Origin of the sequence: Marinobacter sp. HL-58 (genome assembly GCF_001314605.1) — a bacterium.
GTDB lineage: Bacteria > Pseudomonadota > Gammaproteobacteria > Pseudomonadales > Oleiphilaceae > Marinobacter.
The window spans coordinates 504315-517695 of the sequence record NZ_LIHP01000004.1 but is presented as its reverse complement, the minus strand read 5'-3'; the positions used below and the strand labels follow the sequence as shown (position 1 = coordinate 517695).

General features: G+C 56.6%; 9 protein-coding genes. 7 read left to right on the top strand and 2 right to left on the bottom strand.

The window, feature by feature from the left end; translation table 11 throughout:
- The first annotated feature begins 43 nt into the window (after window positions 1-43).
- Together fadA and topA are read left to right on the top strand one after the other, a co-directional pair.
- The gene (gene fadA / locus HLUCCO03_RS06075; RefSeq protein WP_027831856.1) at window positions 44-1219 is read left to right on the top strand and encodes an acetyl-CoA C-acyltransferase FadA; all 1176 of its coding nucleotides are present in this window, start codon (window positions 44-46) and stop codon (window positions 1217-1219) included.
- A gap of 248 nt (window positions 1220-1467) precedes the next feature.
- Window positions 1468-4110, top strand: a complete 2643-nt coding sequence (gene topA, locus HLUCCO03_RS06070; protein WP_027831857.1) for a type I DNA topoisomerase — start codon at window positions 1468-1470, stop codon at window positions 4108-4110.
- A 191-nt stretch (window positions 4111-4301) separates the two neighbouring features.
- Here topA and HLUCCO03_RS06065 read toward each other — a convergent pair whose 3' ends face one another.
- A complete protein-coding gene (locus tag HLUCCO03_RS06065; RefSeq protein ID WP_027831858.1) occupies window positions 4302-5174 on the bottom strand; it encodes an NAD(P)-dependent oxidoreductase in 873 nt (290 codons plus the stop codon).
- A gap of 121 nt (window positions 5175-5295) precedes the next feature.
- A complete protein-coding gene (gene gltA, locus HLUCCO03_RS06060; protein ID WP_027831859.1) occupies window positions 5296-6567 on the bottom strand; it encodes a citrate synthase in 1272 nt (423 codons plus the stop codon).
- Window positions 6568-7024: 457 nt separating this feature from the next.
- Here gltA and sdhC point away from each other — a divergent pair, with 457 nt between their 5' ends.
- The 5 genes from sdhC to HLUCCO03_RS06035 all read left to right on the top strand — a co-directional run bounded on the left by sdhC (window position 7025) and on the right by HLUCCO03_RS06035 (window position 13379).
- The gene (gene sdhC / locus HLUCCO03_RS06055) at window positions 7025-7399 is read left to right on the top strand and encodes a succinate dehydrogenase, cytochrome b556 subunit (protein ID WP_027831860.1); all 375 of its coding nucleotides are present in this window, start codon (window positions 7025-7027) and stop codon (window positions 7397-7399) included.
- On the top strand, window positions 7393-7737 hold the full coding sequence (gene sdhD, locus HLUCCO03_RS06050; protein ID WP_027831861.1) for a succinate dehydrogenase, hydrophobic membrane anchor protein: 345 nt from the start codon (window positions 7393-7395) through the stop codon (window positions 7735-7737). The genes sdhC and sdhD overlap by 7 nt, the downstream gene beginning before the upstream one ends.
- A 3-nt stretch (window positions 7738-7740) precedes the next feature.
- On the top strand, window positions 7741-9513 hold the full coding sequence (sdhA, locus tag HLUCCO03_RS06045; protein WP_027831862.1) for a succinate dehydrogenase flavoprotein subunit: 1773 nt from the start codon (window positions 7741-7743) through the stop codon (window positions 9511-9513).
- 14 nt (window positions 9514-9527) lie between these two features.
- The gene (locus tag HLUCCO03_RS06040) at window positions 9528-10232 is read left to right on the top strand and encodes a succinate dehydrogenase iron-sulfur subunit (RefSeq protein ID WP_027831863.1); all 705 of its coding nucleotides are present in this window, start codon (window positions 9528-9530) and stop codon (window positions 10230-10232) included.
- Between the two features lie 309 nt (window positions 10233-10541).
- Window positions 10542-13379 carry a 2-oxoglutarate dehydrogenase E1 component gene (locus HLUCCO03_RS06035; protein WP_027831864.1) on the top strand — a complete coding sequence of 946 codons (2838 nt, stop codon included), beginning with the start codon at window positions 10542-10544 and terminating at the stop codon, window positions 13377-13379.
- The last annotated feature ends 2 nt before the right edge of the window (window positions 13380-13381 follow it).

Below are 13381 nucleotides of genomic sequence, written 5' to 3'. Positions count from 1 at the left end.
CTTTGGCTAACCCTGAACGAGATTTCCGAACGGAGAAAGAACTATGAGCCTTAATCCGAGAGACGTTGTCGTCGTCGATTGCGTGCGGACTCCGATGGGGCGTGCCAAGAATGGCTGCTTCCGCAATGTACGTGCGGAGAACCTGTCGGCTGCGCTGATCGAAGCACTGTTTGAGCGCAACCCGAAGCTCGACCCGAAAGAAGTTGAAGACGTGATCTGGGGCTGTGTAAACCAGACCAAGGAACAGGGCTTCAACGTGGCGCGTCAGATTTCACTGCTGACCCGCATTCCCCATGAGTCCGCGGCGCAGACGGTCAACCGTCTGTGTGGTTCCGCCATGAGTGCGATCCACACCGCCGCCCAGGCCATCCAGACCGGCAACGGTGACGTGTTTGTCATCGGTGGTGTCGAGCACATGGGTCACGTGCCCATGACAGAGGGCTTCGACCACAACCCGGCAGCGTCCAAGTATTCCGCCAAGGCCTCCAACATGATGGGCCTGACCGCGGAAATGCTGGCCAAGATGCACGGTATTACCCGTGAGCAGCAGGACGAGTTCGGCGCCCGGTCACACCGCCTGGCCCACGAAGCAACTCTGGAAGGCCGCTTCAAGAATGAAATCGTGCCCATCCAGGGTCATGACGAGAACGGCTTCGTCAAGCTGATCGAAGAGGACGAGACCATCCGTCCGGAGACAACAGTTGAATCCCTGGGACAGCTGAAGCCGGCTTTCGACCCGAAGAACGGTACCGTTACTGCCGGTACGTCTTCCCAGTTGACTGACGGTGCTGCTGCGATGGTGCTGATGTCTGCCGAGCGGGCTGAAGCACTGGGCCTGAAGCCAATGGCGAAGATCCGCAGCATGGCAGTGGCCGGCTGTGATCCCGCGATCATGGGCTACGGTCCGGTTCCGGCTACCAAGAAAGCGCTCAAGCGTGCAGGCCTGAAAGTCGAGGATATCGACTTCTGGGAACTGAACGAAGCCTTCGCTGGTCAGTCATTGCCGGTGCTGAAAGATCTGAAGCTGCTGGGTGTGATGGAAGAGAAAGTGAACCTGAACGGTGGCGCGATTGCCCTGGGTCATCCGCTGGGCTGCTCCGGTGCACGAATCTCCACAACCCTGCTGAACGTAATGCAGGCCAAAGGCGGTAAGCTTGGTGTTTCCACCATGTGTATCGGCCTGGGCCAGGGCATTGCAACTGTGTGGGAGCGGCTCTGATTCGTTAATGCGAATCGGTAGCAGGTTCTCAGGAGGGCCCGGCAATTGCCGGGCTTTCCTGTCTCTGAGCCTGAAAAAAAGCCGGTCACAAACATAAGAATGGGTTGTCTTGCTTTTCTTGACCCTGTAAAACAATGCACCTATACCAATGTGGCGGCTATGAGTGTTTTCTAGCCGACTGATTTTACAGCGAGTTTACGGTTTGCTGATTTTTTAACCGATTATCGCCAAGGATACAGATCTCCGATATGGGTAAAAGTCTCGTTATTGTCGAGTCGCCAGCGAAAGCGAAGACCATCAACAAATACCTGGGCTCGGACTTCATAGTGAAGTCGAGCGTCGGGCATATTCGCGACCTGCCCGTTAGTGGCAGCGGCTCAACCTCGGATCCGAAAGAGCGCGCCAGACAGGCCGCACTGACCCGCAAGATGAGCCCGGAAGAAAAGGCGGCTCACAAGAAACGGAAATCCAGGGAGCAACTGGTTGCCCGGATGGGTGTGGATCCGGATCACGACTGGAGCGCCCGCTACGAGATCCTTCCCGGCAAGGAAAAAGTGGTCAGCGAACTCAAGCGTTTGGCGAAGTCTGCCGATCACATCTATCTGGCAACGGATCTGGACCGTGAAGGGGAGGCCATTGCCTGGCATCTGAAGGAAACCATTGGCGGGGAGCCGGAGAAGTATCGTCGCGTGGTGTTCAACGAGATTACCAAGCGCGCCATTCAGGAAGCCTTCAAGGACCCCGGTAGCCTCGACAATAACCGGGTGAATGCCCAGCAGGCCCGCCGTTTCCTGGACCGGGTTGTGGGTTACATGGTGTCGCCGTTGCTGTGGGCCAAGATTGCCCGAGGCCTGTCCGCCGGGCGGGTCCAGTCGGTGGCGGTCAGGCTGATCGTCGAGCGGGAACGGGAAATCCGGAAATTCATTCCGGAAGAGTATTGGCAGCTGCATGCGGATCTTCTGTCCCGGCAGGCCGAGCAGCCGGTTCGCTTTGAAGTTACCCGCTATGGCGACAAGACCTACCGTCCGGTCAATGAGAAACAGAGCACTGAACATGTCGAGCGCCTGAAAGCCGGTAGCTTCAGGGTTGCCAAGCGGGAAGACAAGCCGACCAGGTCCCGGCCGTCTGCACCTTTTATTACCTCTACCCTGCAGCAGGCTGCCAGCAACCGGATGGGGTTCAGTGTCAAGAAAACCATGATGCTGGCCCAGCGCCTCTACGAGGCGGGTTTTATTACCTACATGCGTACCGACTCCACCAATCTGAGCCAGGACGCCGTTGCCAGCTGTCGGGAATTTGTCAAAAAGCAGTTCGGTGACAAGTACCTGCCGGAGAACCCCCGTGTCTTCGGCAGCAAGGAGGGCGCCCAGGAAGCCCACGAAGCCATTCGCCCGACTGACGTGGCTCGCAGGCCGGCCGACATCAGTGGCCTGGAGAAGGACGCTGAGAAGCTGTATGACCTGATCTGGCGCCAGTTTATTGCCTGCCAGATGGCGGATGCCGAGTTCCTGAGTACCTCTATTGTCGTCGCCAACGGCGATTACGAGCTTCGTACCCGCGGGCGGATCATCAAGTTCGAGGGTTTCCTCAAGGTTGCGCCGCAGTCCGGCAAGAAAGATGAAGATATCGCGCTTCCGGATATCCAGGTTGATGAAACCCTGGAGCTCAAGAAGCTGGACCCCACCCAGCACTTCACCAAACCGTCGCCGCGGTACACGGAAGCCAGCCTGGTCAAGGAGCTGGAGAAACAGGGGATTGGCCGGCCGTCAACCTATGCCTCGATCATCTCCACTATCCAGGACCGGGGCTATGTTCGTCTTCAGAACCGCCGTTTCTACGCGGAGAAGATGGGCGAGATCGTCACCGAGCGCCTGTCCGAATCCTTCCCGAACCTGATGGACTTTGATTTCACCGCCCGGATGGAAGACGAGCTGGATGAGATTGCCGATGGTGAGGTTGACTGGAAAAAGGTACTGAATGATTTCTATGGCCGCTTCCGTCAGCAACTGGAAACCGCAGAGAGTGGTGAAGAAGGCGGAATGAGGGCAAATATGCCCACCGAGACGGACATTCCCTGTCCGAGCTGCGGCCGGCCGATGCAGATACGTGTAGCCAGCACCGGCGTATTTCTGGGCTGTTCCGGCTACTCATTGCCACCCAAGGAACGCTGCAAGACGACCATCAACCTGGTTTCCGGGGATGAAGTCGTCAGTGCGGACGAGGATGTGGAAGGCGAGGGCGAGACCCGTCTGCTGCGCAAAAAGCGTCGCTGTCCGAAGTGTGGCACTGCCATGGACAGCTACCTGGTGGACGAAACCCGTAAGCTCCATGTATGCGGTAACAATCCCGACTGTTCCGGCTATGAGGTGGAGAAAGGCAGCTTCCGGATCAAGGGATATGAAGGTCCGACCCTTGAGTGCGATAAGTGTGGCTTCGAAATGCAGCTCAAGACCGGCCGTTTTGGCAAGTACTTCGGTTGCACCAACACGGAATGCAAGAATACCCGAAAGCTGCTGAAAAGCGGCGAGCCGGCACCGCCCAAGATGGACCCGGTGCCCATGCCGGAACTTCAGTGCCAGAAGGTGGATGATACCTACGTACTGCGCGATGGCGCTTCGGGCCTGTTCCTGGCTGCGAGCAAATTCCCCAAGAACCGGGAAACCAGGCCGCCACTGGTGATGGAAATCAAACCCCATCGCAAGGAAATCGACCCGAAATACGATTACCTGATGGATGCGCCCGAGAAGGATCCCGAGGGTAATCCCACGGTCATCCGTTACAGCCGCAAGAGCAAAGAGCAGTACGTCATGTCGGAGAAGGACGGCAAGGCGACAGGCTGGTCGGCCTGGTATGAAAATGGCCGCTGGGTTCCCCAGGATAAAAAGAAATAGTTTTTGCCACGGAAGGACGCCGAAAAACGAAAAAAGAGAAAGTGATTTTTAGCCACGAAATCCACTAAAGAACACTAAAAATACGAGAAAGCCGCGTTGTAACTTCGTCGTAAATCTTTGTTCGTGTTCTTTAGTGGATTTCGTGGCAGATATCGTCTTTATCTTTTTACGTGTTCTTCACTGGCAAAATATCACTTCTTCCGCAGGCGCTGGATCAGCGACGACGTATCCCAGCGGCGCCCGCCCATATCCTGCACATCGCCATAGAACTGGTCCACCAGGGCCGCAACGGGGATTTTTGAACCGTTCTTGCGGGCTTCCTCAAGACAGATGGCCAGGTCCTTTCGCATCCAGTCGACGGCGAATCCGTGCTCGAATTCTCCATCAATCATGGTGCCCGAGCGGTTCTCCATCTGCCATGACTGGGCAGCGCCCTTGGAGATGACGTCCACGACTTTTCGCACGTCCAGGTCTGCCTGCTCGGCGAAGTGGAGAGCCTCGGACAAGCCCTGGACCAGGCCGGCAATGGCGATCTGGTTGACCATTTTGGTTCTCTGGCCACTGCCTACCGGACCCATGAGATTCAGGGCCTTGGCGTAGTGTTCCATGAGCGGTTTTGCCTGGGAGAATGGCTCGTCTTCACCACCACACATAATGGTAAGCTGACCGTTTTCAGCACCCTGCTGGCCGCCGGACACCGGCGCGTCAAGAAACCCGAGGTTGCGGGCCCTGGCCAGCTGCGCCAGTTGTTCGGCGATACCGGCGGAGGCGGTCGTATGGTCCACAAGCACCGCTCCGGGCTTGGCGTTGGCAATGATGCCATCGGGTCCCTCGTATACCTCTGCCAGATCGCGATCAGCACCAACACAGGTGAACACGAAGTCGGCCTCCATCACCGTGCTGGCAATGGAGTCGCAGGCCTTGCCCGGGTATTTCCCGGCCCAGGAGGCGGATTTCTCGGCGCTACGGTTCCACACCCGTGTGTCGATTCCTGCTGTTGCCAGGTGACCGGCCATGGGGTAACCCATGATGCCGAGTCCGATGAATGCTGCGGTTACACTCATAAAGTCTGTCTCCGGAATCCGATTATTGTTGGGGAAAACAGCGTCAATCATTACAGAATGCGCGGACACAAAAAAGGCCGCTATGCAGCGGCCTTGATTTCGGTAATCCCTGCCCGAGGGATTACTTCGGGTATTTCCGGGCTTTTTCGCCGGTATACAGTTGGCGCGGGCGGCCAATGCGGTAGTCGCCGCTGACCATTTCGTTCCAGTGAGAGAACCAGCCGATGGTCCGTGACAGGGCGAAGATCACTGTAAACATGGACGTGGGAATGCCAATTGCCTTGAGGATCAGGCCGGAGTAGAAGTCCACATTGGGGTACAGCTTGCGCTGGACGAAGTAGTCGTCTTCCAGGGCAATCTTTTCCAGGCGCTGGGCGATTTTCAGCAGCGGGTCGTTTTCCAGACCCAGTTCCGTCAATACTTCGTGGGCAGTTTCCGCCATTACTTTGGCCCGGGGATCGAAGTTCTTGTAAACCCGATGGCCGAAGCCCATGAGGCGGAACGGATCGTCTTTGTCCTTGGCCTTGGCAATGAACTTCTCGATATTGCTCTCATCGCCGATTTCAGCAAGCATGTCCAGAACGGCTTCGTTGGCACCGCCGTGAGCCGGTCCCCAGAGTGCTGCAATGCCCGAGGCAATGCATGCATAGGGGTTGGCACCGGTAGAGCCTGCCAGGCGTACTGTGGAAGTCGAGGCGTTCTGTTCATGGTCCGCGTGCAGGATGAAGATCTTGTCCATGGCCTTGGCCAGGATCGGATTTGGCTTGTATTCCTCGCAGGGAACGCCAAACATCATCTGCAGGAAGTTTTCGGAGTAGGACAGGTCGTTACGGGGGTACATGAACGGCTGGCCAATGCTGTACTTGTAGGACCAGGCGGCAATAGTGGGCATCTTTGCGATCAGGCGGTGGGCCGTGATTTCCCGCTGGTGCAGGTTGGTAACGTCCATCTGGTCATGGTAGAAGGCAGACAGGGCGCCTACCACGCCACACATGATGGCCATCGGATGCGCGTCCCGGCGGAAACCCTGGTAGAAGTTGCGCATCTGGTCGTGCAGCATGGTGTGGCTTTTGATGGTTTCATGGAAATTCCGGTTCTCTTCTGCGGTGGGCAGCTCGCCGTTGAGCAGCAGGTAGCAGACTTCAAGGTAGTCCGAGTTTTCCGCCAGTTCTTCAATCGGGTAGCCCCGGTGCAGGAGAACACCGTTGGCGCCGTCAATGTAGGTGATCTGTGATTCACAGGCCGCAGTTGATACAAATCCGGGGTCGTAAGTGAAGACGCCTTCCTGGACCAGGCTTCTCACGTCAATGACGTCAGGGCCGACGGTGCCTGAGTAAACCGGTAGCTCGATGGACTTGTCACCCACCGAAAGTGTGGCTTTCCTGTCGGTCATGGTGCTCTCCTATTTATCAGCATTTGGATGCGCTAGAAGGCGCGTATTATCGCAAAACTGGCGGCAAAATATAGGGCGTTGGCTTTTTTTGTCAATGGAGGAGGCAATAAAACCGGATATTTGACATTCGCTGTCAATCAGGGAAATCCGGAATACGCCCATCCGGCAGCCAGAATTGAATTTGTCAATTATCTAAATAGCGAGTGACGGGCCCTGATTTTACAGGCTTTCGCAAGGTTGCCCGTTTGTAATTGACAGGGGTACTCCTTATAATCCGTATCCCGGAATCGGGGATATACCAGGCCGCAGCGTCAGATATCACAAGAGCGCATGCCGGTTTTTCTCCCTCCTTAGCCAATCGTGTGCCGGATTCGTTCAGCACGATGATCCTTACATACCAACCATCCGCATCCGGTTTTTTCCGGCCCGCGGAACCAAGAGAGAGTGTGAGAGCGCTGTGAATAGCAAACGACCAGTAAATCTCGATCTCGGCAAGTTCCATTTTCCGCTGCCAGCCATCACGTCCATACTGCATCGCGTCAGTGGCATCATCATTTTTGTCGGTGTTGCTTTCATGCTTTACGGACTTCAGCTTTCCCTTTCAGGGGAAGAGGGCTACAGCCGTGTTAGTGGGTTGCTGGACGGCTTCCTTGCGAAGCTGATTACCTGGGGCATTCTGTCTGCCTTGTTGTACCACCTGGTTGCGGGTATCAAGCACCTGCTGATGGATATGGGCATCGGTGAAGAGCTGGAAAGTGGCCGGCTCGCGGCGAAAGCCACAATTGTGGTTTCCGTTATTCTCATCCTTCTTGCAGGAGTCTGGGTATGGTAAACAGCGTAACGAATCTCGGACGCAGCGGCGTATTCGACTGGCTGATCCAGCGCGTCACCGCCTACGTACTTGCTCTGTATACAATTTTTCTGTTTGGTTTCATCCTGACATCCGACGTCAATTACGAAACCTGGTCTTCCCTGTTTGATCAGACCTGGTTCCGTATCTTCACCCTGCTTGCCTTGCTCTCTATCGGCGCGCACGCCTGGGTGGGGCTCTGGACAGTTACAACGGATTACATCAAGGCGACGCTGCCCCGGTTCCTGGTCCAGGCACTGTGTGGTTTGACAATGTTCGTGTATGTAGTCTGGGGCATTCAGATTCTTTGGGGGCTTTAATTAATGGCTAATATCAAGACCATGTCTTACGACGCGATTGTTATCGGTGGTGGCGGTGCCGGTATGCGTGCCGCCCTTCAGTTGACCGAGTCCGGCGTCAATACCGCGTGTATCACCAAGGTTTTTCCGACGCGTTCCCACACAGTGTCTGCCCAGGGCGGCATCACCTGCGCGATCGCCAGTGCCGATCCCAACGATGACTGGCGCTGGCACATGTACGATACCGTCAAGGGCTCCGACTATATCGGTGACCAGGACGCTATCGAGTATATGTGTTCCGTAGGTCCCCAGGCTGTCTTCGAGCTTGAGCACATGGGACTGCCGTTCTCACGGACCGAGCAGGGCCGTATCTATCAGCGCCCGTTCGGTGGCCAGTCCAAGGGGCCGGATAATCCCGCCCAGGCGGCTCGTACCTGTGCCGCTGCCGACCGCACCGGTCATGCGTTGTTGCACACGCTCTACCAGGCAAATCTCAAGGGCGGTACCACGTTCCTTAACGAGTGGTACGCGGTAGATCTGGTCAAGAACAGCAAGAACGAAGTGGTTGGTGTGGTTGCCATCGAGATCGAGACCGGTGAAGTGGTCTATATAAAGTCCAAGGCAACGGTTCTGGCCACCGGCGGTGCCGGCCGTATTTATGCTTCCACCACCAATGCCCTGATCAACACCGGCGATGGTATCGGCATGGCGCTGCGCGCTGGCTTCCCGATGCAGGACATGGAAATGTGGCAGTTCCACCCCACCGGTATTCACGGTGCGGGCACACTGGTGACCGAAGGTTGCCGGGGTGAGGGCGGTTACCTGATCAACTCCGAGGGTGAGCGCTTCATGGAGCGTTACGCTCCGAACGCGAAAGACCTGGCAGGCCGGGATGTTGTAGCCCGCTCCATGGTCATCGAGATCCTGGAAGGCCGTGGTTGTGGCCCGGACAAGGATCACGTATTGCTGAAGCTGGACCACCTGGGTGAAGAGACCCTGAACCTGCGTCTGCCGGGTATCTGTGAGCTGTCACGTACCTTCGCACACGTGGACCCGGTAAAAGAACCGGTGCCGGTTGTACCGACCTGCCATTACATGATGGGCGGTATTCCCACGAACGTCGGCGGCCAGGCCCTGACCCAGGACGAGAATGGCAACGACAAGCCGATTCCCGGGCTGTTCGCCTGTGGCGAGGCTGCCTGTGTATCTGTACACGGCGCCAATCGTCTTGGTGGCAACTCGCTGCTGGATCTGGTGGTGTTCGGTCGCGCGGCTGGCCTGCATATTGAAGAGCAGCTCCGTGGCGGCTTCGAGGTTGATGGTGCCAGCGAGCAGGACATCAAGAACGCAATGGCTCGTCTTGACCGCCTGAACAGTGCTTCTGAAGGCGAGAGTGTCGCCGAGGTTCGTAAGGACCTGCAGAACTGCATGCAGCTGTATTTTGGTGTATTCCGTGACGGCAACAGCATGGAAGAAGGCCTCAAGAAGCTGGAAGCAATTGGTGAGCGTGTTCGCAACACCAAGTTGGCCGATACCAGTGGCGCCTTCAACACCGCGCGTATCGAAGCTCTCGAGCTGGACAATCTATACGAAGTTGCCCTGGCAACAGCTGTTTCAGCCTTCGAACGTAAAGAGAGCCGTGGTGCCCACGCCCGTAATGACTTCACCGAGCGTGATGACGAAAACTGGCTGAAGCATTCGCTTTACTTCCCGCTGGACAAGCGTGTTGGCAAGCGTGACGTGAACTTCGCTCCGAAAACGGTTGAAACATTCCAGCCGAAGATCCGGACTTACTAGGGGGGGATTGAGCAATGTTAGTAAGCCTGTACCGCTATAACCCGGAAACAGATAATGCGCCCTACATGCAGGACGTGGAGCTGGAAATTCCGGCCGGCAAGGACCTGATGGTTCTGGATGTGCTGAACCTGATCAAGGAGCAGGATCCTTCAATGGCCTACCGCCGTTCCTGCCGGGAAGGTGTGTGTGGTTCAGATGGCATGAACATGAACGGCAAGAACGGTCTTGCCTGTATTACTCCGCTGTCTGAGGTTCTCAAGAACAACAAGCTGGTTCTGCGCCCGCTGCCGGGCCTGCCGGTTATCCGGGATCTGGTCGTGGATATGAGTCTTTTCTACAAGCAGTACGAAAAGGTCATGCCCTACCTGGTGAACGATACGCCGGCACCCGCGATTGAGCGCTACCAGTCTCCGGAAGACCGGGAGAAACTGGACGGCCTGTACGAGTGTATTCTCTGTGCCTGCTGTTCCACGGCCTGTCCGTCTTTCTGGTGGAACCCGGACAAGTTTATTGGCCCGGCTGGGCTGTTGCAGGCGTACCGCTTCCTGGCGGATAGCCGCGATACCGCCCAGGAAGAGCGTCTTGCCAACCTTGACGACCCGTTCAGCGTATTCCGCTGTCGCGGTATCATGAACTGTGTCAGTGTCTGTCCCAAAGGCCTCAACCCCACAAGGGCGATCGGCCATATCCGCAATCTTCTGCTTCAGCGGGCAACTTAAGCAGAATCCGGCACAGGGTCTATACTGTGCTGGCAGAGCTCGTACCCGGAAGAGCCCGCAACGACGCGGGCTCTTCAACCAAAGGCTTATAGTCAAAAGTCTTAACAGGGTGCAAACTACGCGGGCCGTGACAGGAACTTATAAGGTTCCTTCACGGCTTTGCTGAGTATAATAACCACCGGGGAACGGAAAACATCCTTGTTGGGTGTGGTGGCCACAGTCGATCCCGTAAAAACCCGTATTGACTCAGATATACCCCTGGCCGACCATAGCCAGCTCCCCGCACCAGCCCAAGGTGAGCTATTCAAAATGCACGAAAGCATAATGGAGCAGTTATGGCAGACTTCCCACCTACAGGGGGGGAATCTTGCCTATGTTGAACAGCTTTTCGAAACCTACCTGACAGACCCCAATGCAGTGCCGGAAGAATGGCGCAGCTATTTCGACAAACTTCCCAGTGTGGATGGCTACAAAGGCCGCGATATAGATCATTCATCTATACGCCAGCAGTTCGAGCATATTTCCCGGAATCAGCGTTTTCTTGCCTCCAGTGGCGTGCCTGCCAGCGCAACCGCGGATGCGGACAAGAAGCAGATTCGGGTGCTCCAGCTGATCAATGCCTTTCGTTTCCGGGGTCACCAGGAAGCGAAACTTGACCCTCTCGGGGTCTGGAATCGCCCGCAGGTGGAAGATCTCGATCCTTCATTCCATGAGCTTTCGGAAGCAGATTACGACCTTGAGTTCCAGACCGGCTCCCTGAACTTCGGTTCCGAGACCATGAAGTTGCGGGACATCGTGGATGGGCTGCGCCAGACCTATTGCGAAAGCATCGGCGCCGAATACATGCATGTTGTTGATACCCGCATCAAGCGGTGGTTCCAGCAGCGCATGGAGCCGGTTCGCTCGCGCCCCAATTATGAAGCCGCTACCCGCAAGCATCTTCTCGAGCGCCTGACGGCAGCAGAAGGACTGGAAAAGTACCTGGGTTCACGGTATCCCGGCGTAAAGCGTTTCGGCCTTGAAGGTGGTGAAAGCCTGATTCCGTGTCTGGACGAACTGATTCAGCGGGCCGGAAGCTATGGCGCCAAGGAAATCGTGCTGGGCATGGCTCACCGCGGACGCCTGAACGTTCTGGTCAATACGCTCGGCAAGAATCCGAAAGAACTGTTTGATGAATTCGAGGGCAAGAAGCTCGCGGATTCCGGCTCCGGTGACGTGAAATACCACCAGGGCTTCTCATCCAACGTGATGACAGAAGGTGGTGAGATTCACTTGGCACTGGCGTTCAACCCGTCGCACCTTGAGATTGTATCCCCGGTGGTTGAAGGCTCGGTTCGTGCCCGCCAGACCCGCCGGGAAGACCCCAATGGCACCCAGTGCGTTCCCATTATCATGCACGGTGATGCCGCGTTTGCGGGGCAGGGCGTGGTCATGGAAACCTTCCAGATGTCCCAGACCCGGGGCTACGGTGTTGGCGGTACCATCCATATCGTTATCAACAACCAGGTCGGCTTTACCACCAGCAAGCAGGAAGACGCCCGTTCAACGGAGTACTGCACGGACGTGGCCAAGATGATCCAGGCCCCCATCCTGCACGTGAACGCGGACGATCCTGAAGCGGTCATGTTTGTGACCCAGATGGCCATGGATTATCGCCACGAATTCAAGAACGACGTGGTAATTGACCTGGTGTGCTACCGCCGCCGTGGCCACAACGAAGCCGATGAGCCGGCCGCTACCCAGCCGGTGATGTATGACAAGATCCGCAAGCTGACAACCACCCGCAACCTCTACGCCGAGAAACTGGTGGCCGACGGGGTTATCAGCGAGGAAGAAGCGAAGCAGATCGAGCTGGACTACCGCGACGAGCTGGACAAGGGTGACCATGTGGTCAAATCCCTGGTCAAGGAGCCCAACAAGGAGCTCTACGTTGACTGGACTCCCTACCTGGGCCACGAGTGGACGGCCAAGTGTAAATCCAGTGTTGCATTGAAAACGATCCAGAAGCTTGGCAAGAAGCTGACCCATATACCGGAAGGTTTCAGTGTGCAGCGCCAGGTGTCCAAGATTATCAGTGACCGTGAGAAGATGACGGCCGGTGCCCTGCCCATCAACTGGGGCTACGGTGAGATCATGGCGTACGCCACGCTTCTTCATGAAGGGCACCCGATCCGCATTACCGGCCAGGACGTCGGGCGGGGCACTTTCTCTCACCGTCATGCGGTTCTGCACAATCAGAAGGATGGCTCGACCCATATTGCTCTCGAGCATCTGTCCGAGGACCAGCCAAAGTTTGAAATCTATGATTCGCTGCTGTCGGAAGAGGCTGTCATGGCCTTCGAGTACGGCTACGCGACCACAGCTCCCAACGGATTGGTTGTCTGGGAAGCGCAATTTGGTGATTTTGCCAACGGCGCCCAGGTGGTGATTGACCAGTTCCTGACCAGTGGTGAGCACAAGTGGGGCCGCCTGTGTGGCCTGACCCTGCTGCTGCCACACGGCTATGAAGGCCAGGGGCCTGAGCACAGTTCAGCGCGCCTCGAGCGCTTCCTGCAGCTGTCGGCCGAGCACAACATCCAGGTGTGTGTGCCCACCACCCCGTCGCAGGTGTTCCATATGCTGCGCCGTCAGGTCAAGCGCCCGCTGCGCAAGCCGCTGGTGGCCATCACGCCCAAGAGCCTGTTGCGGCATAAAGAGGCAACCTCCGATCTGGACGATCTCACCTCCGGCACCTTCAAGACAGTGCTGCCCGAGAAAGAGCCGTCCGATCCGAAGAAAGTCAATCGCCTGATTCTGTGCAGTGGCAAGGTTTACTTCGACCTGCTTGAGCGCAAGAAGGCAGATGAGCGGGACGATGTTGCCATCGTTCGTATCGAGCAACTGTATCCGTTCCCGGGTGATGACCTGGATGAGCTTCTGAGCCAGTACAGCAAGCTCAAGCACGTGTTCTGGTGTCAGGAAGAGCCCATGAACCAGGGTGCCTGGTACTGCAGTCAGCATCACATGAGAAATGCACTGCATCGCCACAACCCCAAACTGTATCTTCAGTATGCCGGTCGTGACGCTTCCGCTGCTCCGGCCTGTGGGCATATGTCCGTCCACATTGAAGAGCAGAAAAAACTGGTTAACGACGCGTTTGAAATCTGACG